Here is a 23,063-nt window from a genome sequence, read left to right on the forward strand (position 1 = left end):
CACTCACGTATTTCGATTCAAGGAGGAAACAATGAGGCAACGTTCTGCCCTATTCACGATTCTGGCCGTTGTCGCGGCGCTGCTGGCGGCCACTGGAGCTGTTCAGGCCCGCTCACCGGTCTTCGACGTGGACAAGGAGTTCTACCCCTACTACCCTTCCCTCATCAAATGGAACAAGTCGACCGTGCCGTTCAACGCGCCGGAGGTCTGCGGTTCCTGCCATGAGCAGCAGTTCAACGAATGGAACGGATCGGTCCACAGCCTTGCCTTCAGGGACCCGATCTACCAGGGCGAACTGAACAAGGCCGTGAAGGCCGTGGGCCACAACATCTCCCGCCAGTGCGAAGGCTGTCACTCCCCCGTCGGCATGGTCACCGGCGAGATCAAGGGACCAGGTTTCCAGGGGCTTTCCTCCCTGGCAATGGCTGGCGTCTCCTGCGACGTCTGCCACTCCATCAGCGGTGTAACCCACCAGCAGACCCCGGCCCGGGTCCCCGAGAACGGCTCTTTCATCCTCACCCCCGGCGTGGAGACCACCGGCGGCCAGACCCTCATCAAGCGGGGCCCCATCCCCAACCACAAGGAGTGCGGCGGCGGCTTCCACGAGTGCGAGGAGTCGCCCCTCCACCTCCAGGCCAACCTCTGCGCCGGATGCCACCAGGTCTATCACTATGAGGATCACTTTCCCATCGAGGCTACCTACAACGAGTGGATCGCCAGTCCCTACGCCCAGAAGGCCATCATGTGCCAGGACTGCCACATGGTCGACATTCCCACCTTCAAGCGGACTGCAGACCAGTTCGTGAAGCCGGACCGCAAGGAGTACAAGCACTACTTCAGCGGCGCCAACTACCTCCTCACCTACCTGGCCGCCGGCGCCGCCAAGAAGGCGGGCGACGAAGAGCTGGCAAAAAGCCTCATGACCCAGTACGGGATGGCCGTCGAGCGGCTCAAGTCCGCGGCCGACCTGGAACTCTTCCCCATCTATCACGACGGCAAGCTCGACGAGCTGAAGGTACGGGTCAAGAACATCCGGGCCGGCCACAACCTGCCGACATCACTCACCAACGTGCGCCAGATGTGGCTGGAAATTACCCTCAGGGATGAAACGGGCAAGGTTGTCATGTCGAGCGGCACCCTCAACCCCGACGGGTCGATCTCCGAAGTCGCCCGCAACTTTGCCTCCGACGGCATGTCCAGTGACTTCCACTTCGCCGTCGACCCGTGGAAGGTAGTCGGCTTCTCCAAACACGACACCATTCCGCCCAGGGGCTACCGGGACACTTACTACGGACTCCATTTCCCGGCTGACCTCAAGAAAGTGACCATCGAAGCCAAGCTCCGCTTCCGCCAGGCCGACCAGAAGGTGGCCGAGGCCCTCCTGGGAGCGGTTCCCAAGGACATAGACCTGGAGCAGATATACGGTCTCAAGGCGGTACCGCCGCTGCCCGTGGTTGATATGGTGGTGAAGCAGACCACAGTGAACGCAAGCATGTAGCGGAACCTTAGAGCCATGAACGGAACAAGCCCCGGAGAATCCGCTTCTCCGGGGCTTGTTCTTCGACTGCGTCCCCCTCAGACCGTACACATAACCTGCCGCACCCGGTACTCGCCGCCGATCACCAGGTATTCCCCCTCCCCCTTCATGATGCTGTTGGGCAGCAGGTCGTTGAAGAAAAAGATCTTCGACAGCGGCGCCCGGATCTCCCAGACAGTGAACCCGAACTCCCATGCGCGCTCCTCCACCGAGGTAAAGGATACGAGGTTGTTGAACCTGACGATCTTCTCCCGCTTGCCAAGCTCCTCCACCACGTCGTAGTCATCGGCGTCGAAGGTGCCGCGGTAGAGGGTGATCCAGCGCTCGCCGGCCATGCGGCGCTCCAGCTCGTACTGGCAGAACTCGTAGAGGATGTCCAGCTGGGAGTTGATGGCGTTGGTCCTCTTGCTCCCGGCGGTGCGGTCCATCACGTAGGTGTAGTAGGATTCGCCCTGGATGCCGCCGATGCGGGCCTTGTGGAAGGTGGGGACGATGCCCATGCGGCTCTCTACCCACCCCTTGAGCACTGCCCCCTCCACGGAGTTGGAATCCATCATCCAGCCGCGCAGGTAGCGCAGGTAGCTGTTCTTCAGGCTCTTGCGCGCCGTGTCCGTCTGCTGGGCCTGCCAGTGGTGGAGCTGGAACTTGACCGACATGTAGTCATTGAAGACCGTGCCGCGCTCGTCGGCCGAGGCGATGCCGTCGAGTTTTTCGAACAGGAACCGGTTGGCGGGCCGCACCCCCTGAACTTCCAGAGGGTGCGGGTTATCGTTGAAGTGGCGGGAGGCGATGACCCACGGGGGGAGGTTGCAGAGATTGAATCCCGAACTGAGCATGGGCCGTCACCTCGTTGTGAAGGGAATGGGGTGACTCCGGAGCCCCGGAGGCGCCAGAGCTACAGAACCTTGGCAAGCTCCACGAGCGTTGCCTTGATGGGGCCGTCGGCCGTGAACGCTTCCAGGCCGAGCCGCTCCAGCTCCATCTGGGGTCCCGGTCCGATCTGGGCGCAGACGAGCGCCCGGCAGCCGACGAGGGCCCCGGCTATGGACGAAAGGATATGGGCCCGCTGGGAGTGATCGGACTCACCGGTGCAGTAACGCTCGATCTTGCGCTCATCCACCAGCCGGGCATCGCCGCCGTCGACTTCGTAGATGAGGAAACGCTCGGCATGACCGAAATGTTGATTGATCTCCCTGCCGTCCCTGGACGTTACTGCGATGAGCATGGGCACCTCCTGTTCCGGAGATCGACAGTTACATCTCCACCGGGGCGAAAGAGAAGCACTTCTTCGAGCAGGTCCGGCCGCAGGCCTGACAGCCGATACAGTTGTCCGGGTTGGACACCTTCATGAACATCTTGGCCGAATCGTCCTCGTCCACCTCTTCGAAGGTGAGCACGTCGTGGGCGCAGACCTTGAAGCAGCGGGCGCAGCCGATGCAGGTTTCTTCGTCGATGGAGACGACGAACCGGGGGGTGTATTCCGTCTTGTTCCTTCTGAGTCCCGTGATGTAGGCCATTGTCCTTCCTCCGTTATGGTTTTGTAGGGGCAAACCTTCTGCTTGCCCATTGGTTCGGGCGATCACAAGGATCGCCCCTACGAAATCAATCCTCTTCAAACGAAGTCTCCTGCCCCTTGTTCATGGCCTTGCGGAGCCACGGCGGCGGGTTACCCTTCAGGACGTCCCGGAGCCGGCCGACGGTTTCCTGAAGGCTCACCGGCGCATTGGTCTTCATGGGGTGGATCTTCAGGGCCACGAGCTTGGCTGCGGCCGGTCCGCCGATGGCCATGGTGTAGACGATGGCGCACTCCTTGAGGGCATTGGCCCGGGCTGCGATCTTGTCTTCCTCGTCATCGCCGTGGGCGCCGATTGTGATAGTTTCCACAAAGGACGCCCCCTCGGGCGTGATGTCCCAGATCTGGAACTGCTTCGCCATGCCGAAGTGCTCGTCGATCATCTCGCCGGTTGCTGATGTGAATGCGACTTTCATGTGTTCTTCCTTTCTTGGCCTCCGCCGTTAGCGTCGCGCCCGCAGTGCCCGCAGCAACGAAGACGGCGAGCCTTCCGGCGCGAATCAATTATGCGCCAGCTTCTGGGCGTCTCCCGCGTTGGACTAGAACAGGTTGGCCGTTTCGAACAGCAGATTCATGGTCCCCCGGTACCCCACCCACATCTTCTGGTGGGCGCCGAGGCGGTCGAAGACCGGAAGACCGGCTCGCAGATGGGCCTTGATGCCGAGCTTGGCCGCCGCCTGGCGGCCGTTGGAGTTGGCCACGATCAGGTCGCTTCCCCCGGCGGCGGTTTCCAGGTCCTCCAGGTCGCCCACAAAAATATCCTTGGCCGGCAGGGCGTCGAGCCCCCGGACCCGGGTGGCGGCGATGGCGGCCCGGATCTCGCATCCCATGCCCGCCAGGAAGTTCGTCAGGACCTTCAGGTTGTCCCCTTCCAGGGCAAGGGTTACCTTCTTCAGGCCGAACTGGTAGTGGGAGTCGACCATGGCATCCATGAGACGGCTCCGCCAGCGGCGGAACTTCTCCGGGATCGGCCGGCCCGAAATGGCTGACAGGGTTTCCATGAAGCGGTCCACCTCGGCCAGTCCCGTGAGGGAGGTGAAGCCGTAGGTGGGCATGCCGCAGGTGGTGGCGAGCGCTTCTGCCGCCTTTGCCAGCGAATCGCCGATGAAGATGGCGGCGGCGCTACGGCCGGCCTGACGGATCCGCTCGAGGGAGACACCCCCGGTTGACAGGGGCGAAACCGTCTCGTCGATATGGCCGTCCAGGGCATTGGCGATGTCCGGCACAATGATGGGATCGAGCCCGAAGGCCTCGCAGATCTCCCTGATCTCCTCCACGTCGGCCGGGGTCAGGTGGGCGCCGGGGAGGACCGTCACCTGGTCCGGGATGGGTGCGCCGGGCTCCGACACGCTCCGGACGATGGCCTCCACCGCCGCCGCGTATCCCTCCTGGAGCGAACCGCAGTAGTCGGGCGTGGACGCCCAGATCACGGGCACCTTGTCATGCTCCGGGTGCGCCTCCCGGAACTGGTGGATGGCGCTCCGGACGTCATCCCCCATGGTTTCCGTCAGGCCCGAGGTCATGACGCCGACCACCGTGGGACTGAATTTCTCCATGACCCGCGCGAGCCCCGCCTTCAGGTTCTCCCAGCCGCCGAAGATGGCGGTATCCTCGCTCATGGCGGTGGAGTTGAGGGCGATGGGCTCCTTGAAATGCCGGGAAAGCTGGAGCCGGATGAAGGTGGAGCACCCCTGGGCCCCGTGCAGGAGCGCCAGCATCTGGTCGATGCCCAGGTAGGCCAGGGTGGCGCCCAGGGCGGGCGAATTCTTCTGGGGGTTTACCGTGGCCGGCTTGGTGGGCACCTTGACCCGTGAATCCTTCAGATCCTCGTCCAGGCAGGCTCGGGCATGGCCGGCCGCAAGGGCCACGGAGGCCAACCGTTCCTCCTCCGACTTCTCCCAGGGAGCCTTGGCGTTCAACACCGGCCAGATGGGGCAGTTGACCGTCAGGTCGAGCTGCTTCGCAAAGGTCACCATCCCCTCGTACCCCGCATAGGGATGGGAGCGGCCGTGGTTGATGTCCAGGAACGGGGTCCTGGTTTTCAGGGCCAGGAACTTGGTCTTCCCGCCGGCAACGATCAGATCGGGCATCTTGTCATACATGACCTTGAGGAGCCCGGCGCTGGAAGTGTCCTCGATGATCCCGGCATCCTGGTGCATGAGGGCCTTCATCCGGTAGAAATCCTCCAGGGTCGAGTTCTGGGTGCCGGCGGCCAGGATCTCCACCCCCAGCTCCCGCAGGGCGTTCACCATGGACCAGGTCTTGACCCCGCCGGTGAAAAGAACCGAGCGCTTCCCTTCGAGCCGTGCCCGGTAGGGGGCAAGCCGCTCCCGGCATTGCGCCTCTTCCTCTTCCAGGAGCTTCTCCACCCGGTCCTGCATGATCCGCTTCTCCAGCCCGCCCACGGCGTCATCCAGCTCCCGGGCGATGTCCCGCAGGGCCTTGGCCGTGTCGGTCATGCCGTAAAAGGACTCCTCCAGGTAGGGCATGCCGTAGTTCTTCTGCATCTTCCTGGCGAGGTTGGTGAGACTCTTGGAGCAGATGATGACGTTCAGCTTCGCCCGGTGGGCGTAGCGGAGATCCTCGAATTTGGCGTCACCGCTGAAACAGGAGAGAATCTGGATACCGAGCCGGTCGAACAGCGGCAGCATCCCCCAAAGGTCGCCGGCGATGTTGTATTCGCCGATCAGGTTGATGGGATACTCTCCCAGCACCGGCGGCTCGGCGGTGCCGATGACGTGCTTCAGAAGCACCTCGCCGGCCAGGCGGTTGCCGATGTTCTTGTCGCCGATGAAGCCGGGAGTGTTGACCGGGATCAGGGGGATGGCGACCTTCTTCTGGACAGCCTTGCAGACTGCCTCCACGTCGTCGCCGGTCATGGCGGTGACGCAGGTGGCATAGACGAACATGGCCTTTGCCTGACCCGCATAGCGTTCCGCCAGCTCCAGAATGGCCCGGTAGAGCTTCTTCTCCCCGCCGAAGACCACGTCGTTTTCCAGCATCTCGGTGGTGAATCCCCTGCGGTAGAGCTGGGAGCCCGAAGAGCGGGCACCCCGGTTATCCCAGGAGTTACCGGCGCAGGCGATGGGGCCGTGCACCAGATGGATCACGTCGGTGACCGGCATGAGCACCACCCGGGCGCCGTCATAGGCACAGGAGCGCTCGGTGCCCTCCCCCGGTTCCGATTTCCTGCAGAATTTCGGGGCACCCTTTTCGTGGGTTTCGCAGTCGGTTGTGTCGTAATAATCGGGTCTTGCCATGGTGACCTCGAATGTTTCCTGCAAAAGAAAACGCCCCCATTCCGGAGAATGGCGGCGTCGTTGCCGCGTCGGTCTCTGCCCTGCTCACTGATGGTTCAAACGCTCCCTTGCACCCCACGTGCCAATCGATAACGTGCTGTTTTCATGGGAAATTGCAACCAGGATTGCTGCCGGACAACCAGCGTTGCGGGATGGATTTGCTCATTTTTTATGCACTACCAGGTGCGGAAGCGCCCCGAATCCAGGTGGACAAAGCCCGAGTGCGGATAGTAGCCGACCCCGCCGCACCGGAAGCCCGCGGCCAGATCCCGCAGGACCGCCAGGCTGACCCCGGGCACGGCGATGTCGATGGCCTTCCCCTCCATGTGGAGGCTCTGCTTTGCCACCGCGCCGTTGTGTTCGCTGAGTATCCGGTTGTATTCGGGGGACCGGTAGCCGGAGATGATGCGGAACTCCCTGCCGCCCCCCAGTTCCTTGTCGACCATGTTCAGGTATTCGATCACCGCCAGGTCCATTTCGGTATGCTGGTTGGTGAAGTGGCAGCGGAGCAGCCAGTTGATGGAGTTGAGGGCATCCAGGTCCACCTCGCCGTCCGGAGTCCGGTAGGTCACCGACAGGTGCTCGCCCGTGTGAATGTTACGCAGGGAGAGCCTGCCGACAGGGTAGCTCTCTTCCAGAAATTCCGTGGCCAGGGCAGACCCTATGCCCCTGAGACAGAGCACCCCCAGCAGTGATGCCCTGAGAAATCCCCGCCTGCTGAAATAATGATCCGACACGCCATCCTCCACCGAAAACCAGTTGCTCATGTGGTAGCAAAAAGGCGAGGGAGATGTCAATCTTGCGTCCCCGGGGCCGTTCTTTTCCAGTGAGTTGCACCACCCGGTCCGCATTATCCAATAACGCCAAATAGGTACTGATGCGTAATTTTTGCATTGCCCTACCCATTTCATTTTTATAGAATCACTCCACATAAAATAATCTCAATAAAGCCTTTCACAGGAGGATATATGCGCAGACATTCCAACAAAACGAATCCGGTTGCGACGGGGATTCTGCTCATCACCCTGGCATGCTGGGCGGGAAACGCCATGGGGTGGGGCACTTCGGGTGACAGTAGGAGTACCTGGGGCGGTTCGGGGCCATCCCTGAATCTAAACCTTGCGTTCACTGATTGCGCGAAATGCCATACCTCCACCAACAACGTCAACCGACACCACGACCTGATCACGAAAAAGGGTAAGCAGTGCCTCGCCTGCCACACCATGACGGCGGACAACTCGGGGCAATATACCGTTCAGGTCCAGCGGGACTGCCAGGCCTGTCACACATCCTCCGTCCACGACAACGTCCAGCACAATGTCAGCACCTGTAGCCGTTGCCACGGCAGCGACGTCATCAACATCCACTCGGGGTGGCGTTCATACACCAGCACATTGTCGGTCTGCTACCTCTGTCACACCAGCACCAATGCCAAGGTCAAGGCGACCATCGCAAAAGGTGTGAGCGGACAGACCGTTTACTGCACCGACTGCCACGGTAGCAACCCCCACAGTTGGGGAGGCACCTGGGGGCGCTGACCGGAACGGATAAGGACGAGGAATCATGCGAAGGGCCGGGGCAACACATGTTCCGGCTCTTCGTGCGTGCAGCCCGGCATGAAGAACCATGTTCATGTTATGCGAACGGGACCACGCATAAACCCGAGAAATGCCGTTTTTGGGGAAAATCCATCCAATGCTTGACTCACCCCCACTTGTTAGGTATTTTTCTTACATGGAATAACTAGTCAATAACCGGACAGTCACCTGCCATGCCAAAAAAAATCATATTCACAGCGGAACAAGAGTATGCCTTTGAAAAGGCATGCAGGGATGCCGGCCTGAGGCTCACCCATCAGCGCCTGGAGATCTACCGTCAACTGGCCACCTCGACCGACCATCCGTCGGCGGAGACGCTCCACCAACGGCTGCGCCGGGACAACCCCACGCTCTCCCTTGATACGGTCTACCGGACCCTGGCGGTCTTTGCGCACCACGGTATAATCAACAAAGTCGAGACGGTCGAAAGCCAGTCGCGATTCGAGGCGAAACGCATGCGGCACCATCACCTGATCTGCAGCCGATGCAAGGAAATCATCGACTTTCAATGGCATCACATCGACGAGGCCCCCCTGCCCGAAGAGACCAGAACCTGGGGGCGGATCGACAACAAGAACGTCGTGATATACGGCGTGTGCAACAAGTGCCTTGAGGCGAAAAAGGCATCGTAACTTTTTTGTGCCCAGCCACTAGTAATTATTCTTACCTGATAATTATTACAGCCAGGTTTCCACTTCCCTTCCATGCCCACAAACTGGCTGACTGCGAGGTTGCCGCGCCCGGTAGCCGACGCGACACCGCGCCCCAGACTGTGAGCGACTCCCGTTGCGCCCCTCCACGTGCCGAAGCACGGGGCCTCATGAATGAAGCGACCAGCGGCCCACGCTGGTGTTGCCGGATCGATTCTGGTATAGAACATATTCCAACCACTGCAGGAAAGGAGAGCTGTACATGTCACTGAAAGGCACCAAAACCGAGCAGAACCTGCTGAAGTCATTTGCCGGCGAAAGCCAGGCACGCAACCGCTACACCTACTTTGCCGCCGCCGCCCGCAAGGAAGGGTACGTGCAGATCGCCGACATCTTCGAGGAAACCGCCAACCAGGAGAAGGAGCACGCCAAGCGCTTTTTCAAGTTCCTGGAGGGGGGAGACCTGGAAATCACCGCCTGCTTCCCCTCCGGCAAAATCGGCACCACCGCCGAAAACCTGCTGGCCGCCGCCATGGGCGAGCATGAAGAGCATTCCGACCTCTACCCGGCGTTCGCCCAGGTGGCCCAGGAAGAGGGATTCCCGGCTATCGCGGCGGTCTGGCGGGCCATTTCCGTGGCGGAAAAGCAGCACGAGAAGCGTTATCGCGACCTGCTCGCCAATATCGAGAACAACCGTGTCTTCACCCGCGAAGGAGAAGTAGTCTGGCGCTGCCGCAACTGCGGCTACCTCAACACCGCCGCCGGAGCGCCGGAGCTGTGCCCTGCCTGTGCCCATCCCAAGGCACACTTCGAACTGCTCGGGGAAAACTGGTAACAGCGTCGCCGTTGCAGCATCAAGGCGCGTCCCGGTGCGGGACGCGCCTTTTTATTTACGGCACGGAACATGCTAATTTCAAACCGGGACGATCGCCCGCTGCCCCGGACAGCGGCCCCCGAAGCGCAACCGTCACGCAAAGTAGCTGCACCGTGGTAACAAAAACTAATTTGCACTGAGCATGCTAAACAAATAGAATAAGCATTCCCCACAACACTCCCCCCACAAACATTGCACCCCGGTGACTGAATGAGCACAGAAACCCCGTCACGTGATGTAGCCGATCTGCCCCCCCTTACGGCAGTTGTGGAAAGCATGCCGGCACCGGCCCTTTTGATCGAGGACGAGCGGGTGTTCTGCAACCGTGCGACTGAAGACCTCACCGGGTACCGGCGAGATGAACTCTCATCCCTTGACGCGTGGTTCCGCTCCCTGTTCGGCTCCGAGCACGAAAGGGCCAGGAGTCGGTTCGACGCCGACCGGGCAACCGGGTTTCCCGTTGTGCGGCGGGAAATCATAACCAGGAAGGACGGGAGCCGGCGCCTGGTAGAGGTCGCGGGGTCGATCTGCGGCAAGTTGATGTGCATTCTGCACGATATCACCGACCTCATGGACGTCCGGCTGCAACTGCAAGAGCATGCGGAGCGCTACCGGATCATCAAGAGCACGTCCATGGACGGCTTCTGGGTGATAGACCTCCACGGCAGCGTCGTGGAAGTCAACGACGCATGCTGCCGCATCCTGGGATACAGCCGGGAAGAACTGCTGACCATGTCCCTCCACGACATCGACGCGACCGAAAGCGCGGAGGAGACCCAGAAGCACATCCGGAACATCGTCGAACAAGGCTCCGAGCGTTTCGAAGTCCGCCACCGCCGCAAAGACGGCACCGTTATCGACGTTGAGGTCAGCACGACGTTTCAGCCCGCTTCGCGCTGCTTCCACGCCTTTATCCGGGACATCAGCGAACGCAAGCAGACCGAAGAGGCTCTCCGGAAAAGCGAGGAACGCTTCCGCCTTGCCATGGAGGCAACCACCGACGGCATCTGGGACTGGAATATCGCGGCTGATAGCGGTTACTTCAGCCCGGCCTACTACCGGATCCTGGGGTACGAGCCGGAGGACTTCTCCCCCTCCTTCCAGGTGTGGATGGAGCTCCTGCACCCGGAAGACCGGGAACGGGCCCTCAGCACCAACATGGACTGTGTCGAGGGGAGAACACAGGGCTTCCAGACAGAGTTCCGCATGAAGGCCAAGGACGGCAGCTGGCGCTGGATTCTCGGCCGGGGGTCGGCCGTGAACAGGGATAGCCGGGGAAAAGCCCTGCGCCTCATCGGCACCCATCAGGACATCACCGAACGCAAAACAGCGGAAGAGGCGCTGCGCAACCGCGAATGGCTGCTGCGGGAGGCCCAGCGGATCGGCTGTCTCGGCACCTACGATTACGATATCGTACACGACAATTGGGAATGCTCCGCCGAGTTGGACCGGATCTTCGGCATACACACGGCTACCCCCAAAACCCTTGAATTCTGGCTCGATCTGATTCACCCGGAGTTCAGGGAGAAGATGAAGGACTACTTCGCGTCGCTTCTCACCGAGCGGAGATGGTTCAACATGGAGTACAAGATCATCCGCCCGTCTGACGGCCAGGAACGCTGGGTTTACGGCACGGGAGAGTTCACCCGCGACAACGAGGGCAGGCCGGTCCGCATGATCGGGACGATCCAGGACATCACCGAACGCAAGCAGACAGAGGAAACCATCGGCAAGCTCAACCGGGAACTCGACAGGCGCGTCATGGAACGGACCGTCCAGTTGGAAGAAGCCATCAGGGAGCAGGAATCCTTCAGCTATTCGGTTTCCCATGATCTGCGGGCGCCGCTGCGGCACATCAACAGCTACAGCAATCTGGTGATCGAGGACTACGGCGATCAGATCCCCGTGGAGGCCCGCTACTACCTTGAGCGCATCTGTACGGCAAGCGGCAAGATGGGGCAACTGATCGACGATCTGCTGGAGCTTTCGCGGGTCGGCCGAGTCGAGTTGCGCAAAGGGACCGTTAACCTGAGCAAAACTGCGGCATCGGTCGCATCGATGCTCCAGGAAACCGAGCCCCACCGCGCCGTTGACTGGGTCATTGCCGGCGATCTCACGGCGCAGGCCGACCGGACCCTGATCCGGCAGGTGTTGCTCAACCTGGTGGGCAACGCCCTGAAGTACACCGCCAAAACGCCCCGGGCGCGAATCGAGATCGGCAGTGCCGTGATCGATGGCGAGACGGTCTTCTTCGTCAGGGACAACGGAGCCGGCTTCGACATGGCTTACGTGAACAAACTGTTCCGCCCCTTCCAGCGGCTGCACGGCGGCGAGTTCCCCGGCACCGGCATCGGTCTGGCAACGGTCCAGCGGATCATCCAACGGCACGGCGGCCGGGTCTGGGCAGAGGGCAAAGTCAACGGCGGAGCGACGTTCTATTTCACCCTGCCCGAAATCTGACGATCGTGCACTCCCTCCCCGCAGCAAAAAGGGCGCTCCCCGATGGAGAGCGCCCTTTTTGCTGCGGACACAGAGTTCAACTGGTACATCAAGCGGTTCACGTCAGCCCTGCTGAACGTTCCTGATGGTCTCCTTAAGCATGGACAGCCGGTACGGCTTCTGGATGAACCCTGCCAGCCCCTTTCCGGCAAAGCGCTGGTTGATCTCCTGCTCGTTATAGCCGCTGGACATGATTACCTTGACGTCGGGCTTGAGCTGCCGCAGCTCCCGGAAGGTCTGCTCGCCGTCCAGATGGGGCATCGTGAGATCGAGAATGATACAGCAGATCTTTTCCTGGTGCTGCGCAAACACTTCGAGCGCCTGGCGGCCGTCCATGGCGGTCAGGACATCGAACCCGAGTTCTTTCAGCATCTCAGCACCGATGCCGATAACCGTTTCCTCGTCATCGGCCAACAGGACAGTGCCGCATCCTTTCCACGTTGTCTGCTTGTGCTGATCGTCATTGAACAGGTCTTTGGGTTTGTCGCCGGCCGGCAGGAGTACCTTGAACGTCGTGCCCCGACCGGGCTCGCTGTAGACCCGTATCGCCCCCTTGTGCCCGCGCACGATGCCCAGCACCGCTGCCATCCCCAGGCCGCGGCCGGTAAACTTGGTTGTGAAGAACGGGTCGAAGATCTTCGACACGGTCTCCCTGTCCATGCCGCAACCGGTGTCGGCAACCTCCAGCCAGACGTAGAGCCCTTCGGGGATCGACTCATTGAGCCAGGCGTTGCTTAAATACTTCCTGTCGCACTGCATGCACCCCGTGCTGATGGCGATGACGCCGCTCTTATCGGCAATCGCCTCTGAGGCATTGATAACCAGGTTCATGATGATCTGGCGGAGTTGGGTGGCATCGGCATCGACCGTGGGCAGAGAGTCGGCAAAATTGAAACGGAGCACGGCCTTCTTGGAAATGGATACTTGCAGCATATGGGTCATCTCTTCGACCAGCCGGTTCAGATCGATCGGTTCGATGACGAATTTACCCTTGCCGGAATAGGCGAGCATCTGCTTGGCAAGATCGGATGCCCGGTTGGCAGCCCGTTCGATTCGCGCCAGGTTGTCGCGGACCGGTGATTCGGGATTGAGACGCATCAGTGCGAGGTCGGTATTGCCGACGATTGCCGTCAGGATGTTATTGAAGTCATGGGCGATGCCGCCGGCGAGCACGCCGAGGCTCTCCAGTTTCTGGGCATGAAGGAGCTGCTTCTCAAGGCTCTCACGCTCTTCTTCGGCGCGCTTGCGCTCGGTGATGTCCCTGACAATGGCACAGTTGAATTCATCATTGTCGTGACGAATATAGTTGGCAACGATCTCGACCGGGATAATGCGGCCATCTTTAGTGCGATGGCGCGACTCGAACCGGAGGGTTCCCTGCCTGCGAAGTTCCGGGAAGTGCTGCGCCCATACTTCAGGCGGGGAGTCGGGGTCTACATCGAAGACCCCACGGTTCAACAGTTCTTCGCGGGAATAGCCAAGAGTGCGGCACGCGGCCTCGTTGACATCTACAAAACGGGCGTCGGGCGTGATCCAGAAAATCGCGTCGGATACGGCATTGACGCTGGCGCGGGTTAAATGCAGCAACGCTTCGGCCTTCTTGCGGTCGGTGGTGTCCGAGGCCGCACCGTAGAGGATCAGTTCGTCCTCCGTTGCACCTTGTTCGCACTGGCAGGAATCCGTTATCCACCGGACACTCTCATCCTTGGCTATGATCCTGAACGATATATCCCTGATATCGCCCGGCTTGAGGCTAGCAAGGGCCTCTGCCGTCGGGTGCTTATCGTCAGGGTGGACTATTGAGAGCCAGCAACCGCGAGCGAACATCTCCTCGCTGCTGTAGCCGGAGATTGCATTCAATGCACCGCCGATCCACTTGATTCGATATGGCTCCTTCCCTTTGCGCGCGCACTTGTGGACATAGTCCGATGTGAGGGTGGTGAAGTGGCGATAGTTCTCTTCGCTTTCCGCAAGTGCTTCGGTGCTTTGCCTGACGCGTTGACGCAGCCTCGTGTTGAAGAAAAAGAGGCCGGCGAGTATCACTGCCGCCGTCAATGAGGCGGTCGTGGCAACGAATGCCGCTGTAAATTCATCGTCCAGAGGGATGCGGATCGATTCGATCGCACGAATTGTCCCGGCCGACTCATTGAAACCGCCTTGGCTGGTATAGATCTGCTGCAGCCCGATCGGCGCATCAGCGCGATTGCCGTGGCAGCGCAGGCACGCCTGATTGGTTTCGAGAAACGGTTTGGCGTAGAGAAGGTACTTCTTCCCGTCAATGGTCCTGATCTCGGAATGGGATTTGAGGTCGCGCCGGGCATTGAATAGACCCAGGAGATAGGCCTCCCGCTCGTCCGCTATGTTCACCGGGTTCCTGGGATTTTGCGAAGCCATCTTGTAGTACACCAGCGGGAGCCCCTCCTTTTCCCGCTCCTTGTTGAAGAGACCGTGCATGACCCTGGTCATGTAGGATGAAGAGAGAAGTTGCGGCGCATAGAAATCGCGGGCAATCTTGCCCTCATCCTTGGCCTTGTAGTAGGTGGGATGCATCACCTGCTGGATGTACGCATGGAATGATCGATGAGAGAGGATAATGCTCTTGAGGTTCTCCTCCGCCTTGTTCACGACGTACCTGGTAACGGCGAAGTAGGTGACAACCCCGATTGTGACTGTCAGGGCCGCAGCAGACAGCAGTTGCCGGATCAGTTTCATTATCCCTCCACAAGCTGCCTGTTCGGGTCTTTCGGGCACTGCATTGGAGCGTTGGTTCAGGCCGAGAGTCAACTGAATTCTACACCTAAACCGCAGACATGACCATACCTCCTTATGCCCCATCCTTATGCCGATTCAGCAGCGACCAAAACGCGCATAATAATCTGGTCTTGTACCCGGATTGCCTGGTCTGGAGTGACAGGGTTCTTTTCAAGTCCAGCGGACACGTTATTTCAACCAGCCAACCATGTTCCAACTCCCTGTTGACGGCAATTCTCGAAAGGCAGCCTACCCCCAGCCCCGCTTCAATTGCTTTCTTGATCGCCTCGGTATGCCCTAATTCCAGGCTGATCGAGAAAGGGATGCCCTTCCCCGCCATTGCACCCTCAAAGACCTCCCTTGTTCCGGAGCCCGTCTCACGCATGATCCACGGGGCGTTTTCCAGCATCTCCACCGACGCTGCGCCCTCGCATGCCCAGGGGTGCCCTTTGCCGACCACGACAACGAGCTCATCTTTTTTCCAGGGAGTGGAGTCAAGAACGCCGGAATGCGGAATCCCTTCGATCAAGCCGAGATCAAGTTCTCCCCTTTCCAATGCATGCTCTATCTGTTGGGCGTTTCCGATGGTAAGCAGCACCTTCGCATCGGGATAGTTCCCTGAAAACTCAGCAATCAGCTCCGGCAGGATATAGTTGCCGATCGTGGTGCTTGCGCCGACATTCAGGACACCTCGTGGCTCGCCGGCGGAATCTTCCAAAAACTGCTCAATCGCCCGGGTTCTTCTGATCACCTCCTCTGCTTCCGGCAGTATTTTCCGGCCGCGATCATTCAGGAGCAGCCGCTTGCCGCGCCTCTCGAAAAGCGGAGCCCCCGCCACTCGCTCCAATTCGGCGATAGCCATGCTTACGGCCGATTGAGTCAGAAAGAGTTGAGTACTTGCCTGTGTCACATGCTCGCATTTTGCAACTTTTTCGAATATTTCCAACTGCCTCAGACTAATCGCCATCGTCTTTCCTTATAAATAATACTGATTATAATAATTTTTATTACTCATTTTTTATTATATTCAAGGTGGTCTATGATGCAACTAAATAGATACGGAAAGGAGTGCGATATGAACGGTAGCAACCTGCGCAGGGGGGCATTCACCATACTTCTGGCTTTGTGCGCAACCCCGTGGGTCGGCACGGCCCAGGCCCTGGTCATGGGAATAGCTGTCGGCCTTTTGCAGGCAAACCCGTGGCCACGGCAGACCGCCCGGTACAGCAAAATGCTCCTGCAGGCCTCGGTAGTCGGACTTGGCTTCGGGCTCAGCCTCGGCGAGGTGATACAAACCGGAAAAGATTCTATCTGGTACAGCGTAATCGGTATCTCGTGCACGCTCTTGTTGGGCTACGGTCTCGGCAAGCTGTTCAAGACGGGCACCAACACCTCGGCCCTTATTTCGTTCGGCACCGCCATTTGTGGCGGCAGCGCAATCGCAGCCATGGCGCCTGTCCTGAAGGCGAAAAGTGACGAAACCGCCGTAGCGCTGGCAACGGTCTTTACCCTTAATTCCGCTGCGTTGCTGCTGTTTCCATTGGTAGGGCACTGGTTGCAGCTTGACCAGAATACCTTTGGCGTCTGGTCGGGGCTGGCCATCCATGATACCAGCAGCGTTGTAGGCGCCACATCGGCATATGGCGCCACGGCATTGGCCATCGGGACGACAGTCAAACTTACCAGAGCCATCTGGATAGCACCGGTCGTCATGGCGGCCTCCCTGATCAAGGGTGGCGAACAGCAAGCCCGGATTCCGCTGTTTATCATCGGATTTCTCGGCGCGGCAGCCATCAGGACACTGTTGCCGTCCTATGAACATATCTGGGGAGAACTGGCTGGCGTCGCCAAGCAATGCCTTGTCGTGACTTTGTTCTTGGTCGGAGCCGGGCTGAGCAGGGAGGTAGTGAAACAGGTCGGGATCAGGCCTCTGGTTCAGGCGGTTAGTCTGTGGGTTCTGGTGAGCGCGCTTACGCTCGTCGCTCTGAAATTGCCGTGGTCGGCATAAGGGAGGGGAACACGCATTCTGTGCCGACATCATGCATTTCTGCAGGCTGCAAGTGGAATCCCTGTCCGGCTCCCACTCACAGCCTGCAGAGCTACAGGCACCTATGCAGTCAACTTACCGCATCATCTCGAAGAACCGGTCCTCACAGGTTTCGTCGGTGATGTCGAGGAACTTGTTGCATATCTCGGTCAGCATATTGACCACGCCCTGGTAGCCGATGATCGGATAGCGGTGCTTGTTGACCCGATCGAAGATCGGGAAGCCGAAGCGGAAAAGCGGGATGCCGGCGTCGCGGGCCGCGAACTTGCCGTGGGTGTCGCCGATCATGGCGTCCACCGGGTCGGTCATGAGCAGACTCCGCATGTGCCAGAGATCCTTGTTGATGTAAATCTTGCAGCCGGCGCCGTAGGAAGAGGTATCGAGCAGCGCCTGGATTTCCTTCTCCAGCTTCTTGGTCCCCTTGCTGCAGAGGATGTGATAGGGCTTGGCGCCCATCTCCAGCAGAAAGGAGACGTAGCCGAGGAGCTGGTCGGGATCGCCGTAGACGGCGAACTTTTTGTTGTGGATGTACTGGTGGGCATCGGTCATGGCGTCCACGGCCCGGCCCCGCTCCTCCTTCAGGCTCTCGGGGACCGGCTTGCCGAAGAGCTCCGACAGCTTCTTGAGGAAGTCGTCGGTCTTGGTGACCCCCATGGGCATGGGAAGGGACGCATGCTTACCGGAATAGGAGTCTTTAACCCAAGAGAAGGTCTTGGCCGCCGAATAGGGCCCCAGGTTGAGGGTGGCCTTGCCGTTGATGGAGTCGGCGGCGTCATCCAGCTTGGTGCCGCCCGGGTAGGGGCGGTACGTGCCGTCCAGGGGCGAGTCGAACACGTCGGATATGTCGCCCAGGACGGTGTAGGGAATGCCGAATGCCTCAAGTATCCGCTTGTACTCCCTGAAGTTGCCGGTATTGGCGTCGAACCCGGGGATCAGGTTCAGCTTGCCCGTGCAGCGCCCTTCCACTTGCTTGCCCGCGGTCAGGGTCTGCAGAATGGAAAGGAGCATGGCGTCGTAGCCGTGGATGTGTGAGCCGTTGAAGCTCGGGGTGTTGGCGTACGGGGTCGGCATGTCCGCCGGTATGATCCCCTTGTTGCGGGCGTTCTTCAGAAACGCGGTCAGGTCGTCGCCGATGATTTCCGGCATGCACGAGGTAAAGACGGCGACCATCTTGGGCCTGTAAAGGGCGATGGCGTTTTCCAGTCCCTCGTGGAGGTTGTTCTGGCCGCCGAACACGGCGCCGTCCTCGGTCATAGCATCGGAAACGGCCGGCGCCGGCTCCCGGAAGTGCCGGTTGAGGGTGGAGCGGTAGTAGGAGGCGCACCCCTGGGAACCGTGAACGAACGGCAGGCTCCCCTCGAAGGCGTGGGCCACCAGTTCGGCCCCCAGGGGCTGACAGGCGTGGGCCGGGTTGATCACCAGGGCCTGGCGGGCGAAGTTCTTCTCCTTGTACTCTTCAGTATTGATCCATTCGGCGACTCTCTTTACTTCTGCGTCGTCGTATTCGGTGACCGGCTTGACGGCGAGTCCGAGTTGGTTGCTCATGGCGATTCTCCTTTACGGCCGGGGACCAATCCGTCCCACGACCGGGTTTGGTTTTGTTTTTTCCATCCGGCGCCGATTTTCGTCAGGACCGTGACGCCGATGAAGAGCGCGGAGGCCGCACAAATGATGACGAAGGCACGCCGAGATGGCGGAAAAGCGGACTCCGTCTAGAACGGCGACTTGATCAGCGACCACGTGGGGCTGTTCACCGCCATGTCGATGTCCCGGGCAAAGATCGGGAATCCCTGGTAGCCGTGATAGGGACCGGAGTAGTCCCAGCTGTGCATCTGGCGGAAGGGAAGCCCCATTTTCTGGAACACGTACTTCTCCTTGATGCCGGAGGCAACCAGGTCGGGCTTGATCTGATGGGCGAACTTCTCCAGCTCGAACTCGGAGGCATCGTCAAAAATGACCGTATCGACCGGCATCTCGGGGGAGGTCCGCTCGTAGTCGTCGCCGTGGGCGAACTCGTAGCCGGTGCCGACAACCACCATCCCCAGGTCCTCGTAGGCGCCCACGGTGTGGCGGGGACGGAGACCGCCGACGTAGATCATGACCTTCTTCCCTTCGAGCCGCGGCCGATACTCGTCGATTACCGCCTGCATGATCGGGTCGTACTTGGCAATGACCTTTTCCACGTTCTCCTTGATCCTGTCGTCGAACCGTCCACCAATCGCGCGCAGGCTCTCCTTGATCTTGCTGGGGCCGAAGAAGTTGAACTCCAGCCAGGGGATGCCGTACTTCTCTTCCATCACGCGGCACATGTAGTTCATGGAGCGGTAGCAGTGAATGAGGTTGAGCTTCACCGTGTGGGTGGCGGCGATCCGGTCCAACTCGCCGTCGCCGGTCCAGGTGGCCTTCACGTTGAGGCCGATCTCCTCCAGCAGCGCCTTGGCGCTCCAGACGTCACCGCCGATGTTGTAGTCGCCGATAAGGGCGATGTCGTACGGGCTCTCGGGCTCGGCAAACTCCCGGGTGCCGATGATGAAGTCACGGATGGTGTCGTTGGAAATATGGTGGCCCAGGGACTGGCTAACCCCGCGGAACCCTTCGCAGTTGCAGGGGATGACCGGGATGTCCAGCTCCTTGGCGGACTGCTTGGCCACGGCGTTGATGTCGTCGCCGATGAGGCCCACCGGACACTCGGACAGGACCGAAATCCCCTTGGCCAGCGGGAACAGCCCCTTGGCCTCCTCCAGCAGTTGCTTCAGCTTCTTGTCACCGCCGTAGACGATATCCTTTTCCTGGAAATCCGACGTGAACTGCATGCCGAAGTTGGTGACCCCGTTGATGCCGCTCATCAGGTTGCGGCGGGTGCCCCAGGAGTACCAGCCGCATCCCACCGGTCCGTGGGAGATGTGAACCATGTCGCGGATGGGGCCCCAGACGACCCCCTTGGCGCCGGCGTAGGCGCAGCCCCTGGCGCTCATGACGCCGGGAACTGTCTTGCGGTTGGACTTTACGCAGGAACTGACGCCGTCGTTGGGGGCCAGGTGCGGGGCGCGCTTCTTGCGCCCTTTTTCCGGGTAGACCTCCAACACCTTGTCGATCATCTCCTGAGTCGACTCTTTGGTTATTCCTTCAACTCTTTTGGCTGCATGTGACATATGGCTAACCCCTTTCAAAATCTGCTGCAGAGACACGGAGGCTGAGAAATCTCCAGGTTTTCTCTGCGTCACTGTGGCTCTGTGGCGGATTTTCGCATTTATTTTGCCGCAGCTTCCGCAACCCCGACGATACTCTCGTCCTCGGCCTCGATGATGCCGAATTCCATGAGAAGATCTTCCAGCTCTTCCATCTCCAGCGGGGTGGGGACCACGAGCATCTTGTTGTCGATGATCTTCTGGGCCAGGGTCAGGTACTCCTGGGCCTGCTTGTGCTCGGGAGAATACTCGATGACCGTCATCCGGCGCAGCTCGGCGCGTTGGACCTGGTTGTCGCGGGGGACGAAGTGGATCATCTGGGTGCCGAGCTTGGCGGCCAGGGCCTCAATCAGGTCGGCCTCCCGGTCCGTGTTGCGGGAGTTGCAGATGAGGCCGCCGAGGCGCACCTTGCCGGAGGAGGAATACTTGAGAATACCCTTGGCGATGTTGTTGGCGGCGTACATGGCCATCATCTCGCCCGAACAGACGATGTAGATCTCTTCGGCCTTGTTCTCGCGGATCGGCATGGCGAACCCGCCGCAGACAACGTCGCCGAGAACGTCGTAGAAGACGAAGTCCAGGTCGGGAGTGTAGGCGCCGTTCTCTTCCAGGAAGTTGATGGCCGTGATGACGCCGCGGCCGGCACAGCCAACGCCCGGCTCGGGACCACCGGACTCAACGCATTTGATATCCTTGAAGCCGACCTTGAGCACGTCCTCCAGCTCCAGATCCTCGACCGTACCCATATCGCGGACGAGGTCCATGACCGTGTCCTGGGCCTTAGCGTGGAGGATGAGGCGGGTGGAATCCGCCTTGGGATCGCAGCCGACAATCATGACCTTCTTGCCGAGAGTCGCGAGACCCGCCACCGTGTTCTGGGTCGTGGTCGATTTGCCGATGCCGCCTTTGCCGTAGATCGCTACCTGTCTCATGTCCTGTCTCCTTTCGTCCACCAATCCGTGGACTGCCTGGGAATGTTCGGGGCAACAAAAAAGGCGCCCCATTTCCGTATAATGGTGGCGCCCTTGCCTGCGTTCAGCAGTGAATACTCCGGCGTATTCTCGTCTGTATGTTTGATCTTGTTATAGCACCGTCCATGCCAACGGACATCGTGCTGAATTTATTAAGCTTTACCGCATTGACAATTATTCCGGCCGCCTCTTTCCCATGCACATGCACAACAATTAATCAGAATCGCCATACCGCAGCGATCTTTTGTCCTGCCCGTTTACAGCAATCCCCTATCTGCCTAAAAAATAGAAAGGGCGCCCAATTGGCGCCCTTTCACCATCATCCGTTCCCGCCGTTATGCCTCGGTCAGCAGGATAGCCTCGGCAATCTGGCGCATGCTCTTGCGCTTGTCCATGGCCAGCTTCTGCATCTTGCGGAATGCTTCGGGCTCCGTGAGCCCCTGCTTCTGCATCAGGATACCCTTGGCCTTTTCAACGATCTTGCGACTCTCCAGGGTTTCCTTCAGGTCCTCAACCTGCTCCTTGAGGAGTTCCACCTCTCCGGCATGGGCACAGGCCAGCTCGATGGCCGGCCAGAGGTCCTGCTCCCGGAACGGCTTGGCAAGGAAGCCGCCGATGCCGCTTTCCCGTGCTCGCGCGACCGTGTCTGCATCATAGCAGGCCGTCAGCAGGATAATGGGCACCTTCAGACGCTGCCGGATCTCGCGGGCCGCCGCGATGCCGTCTTTCTTCGGCATCGACACGTCGAGAATGATGACGTCGGGAAGCTTGGCAAACGCCATTCGAACGGCCTGCTCGCCATCCCCGCACTCCACGATTTCATCGAAGCCAAGCTCCGTGAGCTTATTTTTTAAGCTCATCCTGATAATCGGTTCATCGTCGCATATAAGGACACTTCGCACTGAAATCACCACCTTATCTCGTTTTATCCACCAAAGCCCGCCTCTGCTCCCCATCTATTCAGCATAAAGTGTTCCAATCCTATTCTCGCCCGGCCCCGTCATTACGACTTTACATCACCGCTCATCGTGCCAGAATAGGGAAAAGCGTCTGAAAGCTCCGGAGGGTTGTGCATGAAAAGGACTCTACTCATTGCCGCGGCGATTCTCCTGGCGGCGGCTGTTATTGCCGCCCTGCTCCTGCGTCGCAACGGCATTGCGGATGGTATTGTCAGGGTTTCGGGCAACATCGAGGTCACCGATGTGGAGTTGGGCTTCAAGATACCGGGCACAGTGCGCGAACGCCTCGTGGATGAAGGCGTGATGGTCGAGACGGGCCAGGTGGTGGCGCGGCTGGACGACGATGAATTGCGCCTGGAGGTGGCCCGGGAGGAACGGCAGACAGAGGCGCTGGCGGCCCAGCTCCGTGAACTGGAAACCGGCTTCCGGAGGGAGGAGATCGCCCAGGCTGACGCAGCCGTCAAGCGGGCCCAGGCCGATGCCGACCGGCTGGAGGCCGACTTTGCCCGCCAGGAGGCGCTCTTTGGGCGCGAGGTGATCTCCCGGCGCGATTTCGATGCGGCAAAGGCTGCCCGCGACGCGTCCCAGGCCCAGTTGCACGAGGTCCGGGCCCGGCAGGAGCTCATGCACCGGGGACCCCGCCGCGAACAGATCGACGCCGCCCGCGCCCGCCTCAACCAGGCGCGCGAGGCCCTGGCCCTGGCACGTACCCGCCTCTCCCACGCCACCCTGGCGGCCCCCCTGAGCGGGCTGGTTCTCTCGAAGCACGTGGAGCCGGGGGAACAGGTGGCGGCAGGCACCCCCATCGTCACGATCGGCGACCTGTCGAACACCTGGCTGAGGGCCTACATCCCGGAAACCGACCTGGGGCGGATCAAGGTGGGACAGAAGGCGCGGATCAAAAACGACACCTGGCCCGATCGGCGCTACGAAGGGACCATCACCTTCATCTCTCCCGAGGCCGAGTTCACCCCCAAGAACGTTCAAACCGACAAGGAACGGGTCAAGCTCGTCTACCGCATCAAGATCGCCATCCCGAACCCGAACCGGGAGCTCAAGCCGGGAATGCCGGCCGATGCGGAGATCATCACCGGGAGCCCGTGACCGGAAAGCGCCG

General features: G+C 60.1%; 19 protein-coding genes. 7 read left to right on the forward strand and 12 right to left on the reverse strand.

Going from position 1 to position 23,063, the window contains the following annotated elements:
• The first annotated feature begins 31 nt into the window (after positions 1-31).
• A complete protein-coding gene (locus AABA48_RS11330) occupies positions 32-1,498 on the forward strand; it encodes a cytochrome c family protein (RefSeq protein ID WP_286350550.1) in 1,467 nt (488 codons plus the stop codon).
• Between the two features lie 77 nt (positions 1,499-1,575).
• Here AABA48_RS11330 and AABA48_RS11335 read toward each other — a convergent pair whose 3' ends face one another.
• From AABA48_RS11335 to AABA48_RS11360, 6 genes are all read right to left on the reverse strand, one after another.
• Entirely contained in the window at positions 1,576-2,373 is a 798-nt protein-coding gene (locus AABA48_RS11335; RefSeq protein WP_286350551.1) for an NAD(+)--dinitrogen-reductase ADP-D-ribosyltransferase, read from the reverse strand.
• A gap of 59 nt (positions 2,374-2,432) precedes the next feature.
• On the reverse strand, positions 2,433-2,762 hold the full coding sequence (locus tag AABA48_RS11340) for a NifB/NifX family molybdenum-iron cluster-binding protein (RefSeq protein ID WP_286350552.1): 330 nt from the start codon (positions 2,760-2,762) through the stop codon (positions 2,433-2,435).
• Between the two features lie 28 nt (positions 2,763-2,790).
• On the reverse strand, positions 2,791-3,054 hold the full coding sequence (fdxB, locus tag AABA48_RS11345; RefSeq protein WP_119333483.1) for a ferredoxin III, nif-specific: 264 nt from the start codon (positions 3,052-3,054) through the stop codon (positions 2,791-2,793).
• 85 nt (positions 3,055-3,139) lie between these two features.
• Complete coding sequence (gene nifX, locus AABA48_RS11350) at positions 3,140-3,526, reverse strand: nitrogen fixation protein NifX (RefSeq protein ID WP_286350553.1); 387 nt, start codon at positions 3,524-3,526, stop codon at positions 3,140-3,142.
• A gap of 123 nt (positions 3,527-3,649) precedes the next feature.
• Positions 3,650-6,370: a bifunctional nitrogenase iron-molybdenum cofactor biosynthesis protein NifEN gene (locus AABA48_RS11355; RefSeq protein WP_286350554.1), complete on the reverse strand. Its 2,721-nt coding sequence runs from the start codon at positions 6,368-6,370 to the stop codon at positions 3,650-3,652.
• Between the two features lie 215 nt (positions 6,371-6,585).
• Positions 6,586-7,146: a YcbK family protein gene (locus AABA48_RS11360; RefSeq protein ID WP_119334113.1), complete on the reverse strand. Its 561-nt coding sequence runs from the start codon at positions 7,144-7,146 to the stop codon at positions 6,586-6,588.
• Between the two features lie 231 nt (positions 7,147-7,377).
• Between AABA48_RS11360 and AABA48_RS11365 the strand changes: the two genes are divergently transcribed.
• The 4 genes from AABA48_RS11365 to AABA48_RS11380 all read left to right on the forward strand — a co-directional run bounded on the left by AABA48_RS11365 (position 7,378) and on the right by AABA48_RS11380 (position 11,991).
• Positions 7,378-7,947 (forward strand): cytochrome c3 family protein, encoded by a 570-nt coding sequence (locus tag AABA48_RS11365; protein ID WP_338270351.1) that lies wholly within the window; start codon positions 7,378-7,380, stop codon positions 7,945-7,947.
• A gap of 233 nt (positions 7,948-8,180) precedes the next feature.
• Positions 8,181-8,639 carry a Fur family transcriptional regulator gene (locus AABA48_RS11370; RefSeq protein WP_286350555.1) on the forward strand — a complete coding sequence of 153 codons (459 nt, stop codon included), beginning with the start codon at positions 8,181-8,183 and terminating at the stop codon, positions 8,637-8,639.
• A gap of 280 nt (positions 8,640-8,919) precedes the next feature.
• Positions 8,920-9,492: a rubrerythrin gene (gene rbr, locus AABA48_RS11375; RefSeq protein WP_286350556.1), complete on the forward strand. Its 573-nt coding sequence runs from the start codon at positions 8,920-8,922 to the stop codon at positions 9,490-9,492.
• A gap of 249 nt (positions 9,493-9,741) precedes the next feature.
• Positions 9,742-11,991, forward strand: a complete 2,250-nt coding sequence (locus tag AABA48_RS11380; protein ID WP_286350557.1) for a PAS domain-containing sensor histidine kinase — start codon at positions 9,742-9,744, stop codon at positions 11,989-11,991.
• A 102-nt stretch (positions 11,992-12,093) separates the two neighbouring features.
• Here AABA48_RS11380 and AABA48_RS11385 read toward each other — a convergent pair whose 3' ends face one another.
• Both AABA48_RS11385 and AABA48_RS11390 read right to left on the reverse strand, forming a co-directional pair.
• The gene (locus AABA48_RS11385) at positions 12,094-14,742 is read right to left on the reverse strand and encodes a hybrid sensor histidine kinase/response regulator (protein WP_286350558.1); all 2,649 of its coding nucleotides are present in this window, start codon (positions 14,740-14,742) and stop codon (positions 12,094-12,096) included.
• A gap of 112 nt (positions 14,743-14,854) precedes the next feature.
• Positions 14,855-15,748, reverse strand: a complete 894-nt coding sequence (locus tag AABA48_RS11390) for a LysR family transcriptional regulator (RefSeq protein WP_286350559.1) — start codon at positions 15,746-15,748, stop codon at positions 14,855-14,857.
• 108 nt (positions 15,749-15,856) lie between these two features.
• Here AABA48_RS11390 and AABA48_RS11395 point away from each other — a divergent pair, with 108 nt between their 5' ends.
• On the forward strand, positions 15,857-16,789 hold the full coding sequence (locus AABA48_RS11395; protein WP_286350560.1) for a YeiH family protein: 933 nt from the start codon (positions 15,857-15,859) through the stop codon (positions 16,787-16,789).
• Positions 16,790-16,903: 114 nt separating this feature from the next.
• Here the strand turns inward: AABA48_RS11395 and nifK are convergent, their stop codons facing one another.
• The 4 genes from nifK to gnfR all read right to left on the reverse strand — a co-directional run bounded on the left by nifK (position 16,904) and on the right by gnfR (position 21,889).
• On the reverse strand, positions 16,904-18,373 hold the full coding sequence (nifK, locus tag AABA48_RS11400) for a nitrogenase molybdenum-iron protein subunit beta (RefSeq protein WP_338270357.1): 1,470 nt from the start codon (positions 18,371-18,373) through the stop codon (positions 16,904-16,906).
• Positions 18,374-18,540: 167 nt separating this feature from the next.
• Positions 18,541-19,980: a nitrogenase molybdenum-iron protein alpha chain gene (gene nifD / locus AABA48_RS11405; RefSeq protein WP_286350562.1), complete on the reverse strand. Its 1,440-nt coding sequence runs from the start codon at positions 19,978-19,980 to the stop codon at positions 18,541-18,543.
• A gap of 98 nt (positions 19,981-20,078) precedes the next feature.
• Entirely contained in the window at positions 20,079-20,948 is an 870-nt protein-coding gene (gene nifH / locus AABA48_RS11410; protein ID WP_286350563.1) for a nitrogenase iron protein, read from the reverse strand.
• A 374-nt stretch (positions 20,949-21,322) separates the two neighbouring features.
• Positions 21,323-21,889 carry a nitrogen fixation two-component system response regulator GnfR gene (gnfR, locus tag AABA48_RS11415; RefSeq protein ID WP_286350564.1) on the reverse strand — a complete coding sequence of 189 codons (567 nt, stop codon included), beginning with the start codon at positions 21,887-21,889 and terminating at the stop codon, positions 21,323-21,325.
• A gap of 171 nt (positions 21,890-22,060) precedes the next feature.
• On the opposite strand from gnfR, the gene AABA48_RS11420 reads away from it, so the two are divergent.
• Positions 22,061-23,050 (forward strand): efflux RND transporter periplasmic adaptor subunit, encoded by a 990-nt coding sequence (locus tag AABA48_RS11420; protein WP_286350565.1) that lies wholly within the window; start codon positions 22,061-22,063, stop codon positions 23,048-23,050.
• The last annotated feature ends 13 nt before the right edge of the window (positions 23,051-23,063 follow it).

The sequence above is a fragment of the Geobacter sp. 60473 genome, from assembly GCF_036323535.1.
In the GTDB taxonomy this organism is placed as follows: domain Bacteria; phylum Desulfobacterota; class Desulfuromonadia; order Geobacterales; family Geobacteraceae; genus Geobacter; species Geobacter sulfurreducens.

Excerpts from the sequence above, each read along its gene's own strand:
- fdxB (WP_119333483.1), bottom strand. The coding sequence starts at position 3,054 with ATGGCCTACATCACGGGACTCAGAAGGAACAAGACGGAATACACCCCC.
- nifK (WP_338270357.1), bottom strand. The coding sequence starts at position 18,373 with ATGAGCAACCAACTCGGACTCGCCGTCAAGCCGGTCACCGAATACGAC.
- AABA48_RS11340 (WP_286350552.1), bottom strand. The coding sequence starts at position 2,762 with ATGCTCATCGCAGTAACGTCCAGGGACGGCAGGGAGATCAATCAACAT.
- nifH (WP_286350563.1), bottom strand. The coding sequence starts at position 20,948 with ATGAGACAGGTAGCGATCTACGGCAAAGGCGGCATCGGCAAATCGACC.
- AABA48_RS11385 (WP_286350558.1), bottom strand. The coding sequence starts at position 14,742 with ATGAAACTGATCCGGCAACTGCTGTCTGCTGCGGCCCTGACAGTCACA.
- AABA48_RS11330 (WP_286350550.1), top strand. The coding sequence starts at position 32 with ATGAGGCAACGTTCTGCCCTATTCACGATTCTGGCCGTTGTCGCGGCG.
- nifX (WP_286350553.1), bottom strand. The coding sequence starts at position 3,526 with ATGAAAGTCGCATTCACATCAGCAACCGGCGAGATGATCGACGAGCAC.
- nifD (WP_286350562.1), bottom strand. The coding sequence starts at position 19,980 with ATGTCACATGCAGCCAAAAGAGTTGAAGGAATAACCAAAGAGTCGACT.
- AABA48_RS11365 (WP_338270351.1), top strand. The coding sequence starts at position 7,378 with ATGCGCAGACATTCCAACAAAACGAATCCGGTTGCGACGGGGATTCTG.
- AABA48_RS11335 (WP_286350551.1), bottom strand. The coding sequence starts at position 2,373 with ATGCTCAGTTCGGGATTCAATCTCTGCAACCTCCCCCCGTGGGTCATC.
- AABA48_RS11420 (WP_286350565.1), top strand. The coding sequence starts at position 22,061 with ATGAAAAGGACTCTACTCATTGCCGCGGCGATTCTCCTGGCGGCGGCT.
- AABA48_RS11395 (WP_286350560.1), top strand. The coding sequence starts at position 15,857 with ATGAACGGTAGCAACCTGCGCAGGGGGGCATTCACCATACTTCTGGCT.
- AABA48_RS11370 (WP_286350555.1), top strand. The coding sequence starts at position 8,181 with ATGCCAAAAAAAATCATATTCACAGCGGAACAAGAGTATGCCTTTGAA.
- rbr (WP_286350556.1), top strand. The coding sequence starts at position 8,920 with ATGTCACTGAAAGGCACCAAAACCGAGCAGAACCTGCTGAAGTCATTT.
- AABA48_RS11390 (WP_286350559.1), bottom strand. The coding sequence starts at position 15,748 with ATGGCGATTAGTCTGAGGCAGTTGGAAATATTCGAAAAAGTTGCAAAA.
- AABA48_RS11355 (WP_286350554.1), bottom strand. The coding sequence starts at position 6,370 with ATGGCAAGACCCGATTATTACGACACAACCGACTGCGAAACCCACGAA.
- AABA48_RS11380 (WP_286350557.1), top strand. The coding sequence starts at position 9,742 with ATGAGCACAGAAACCCCGTCACGTGATGTAGCCGATCTGCCCCCCCTT.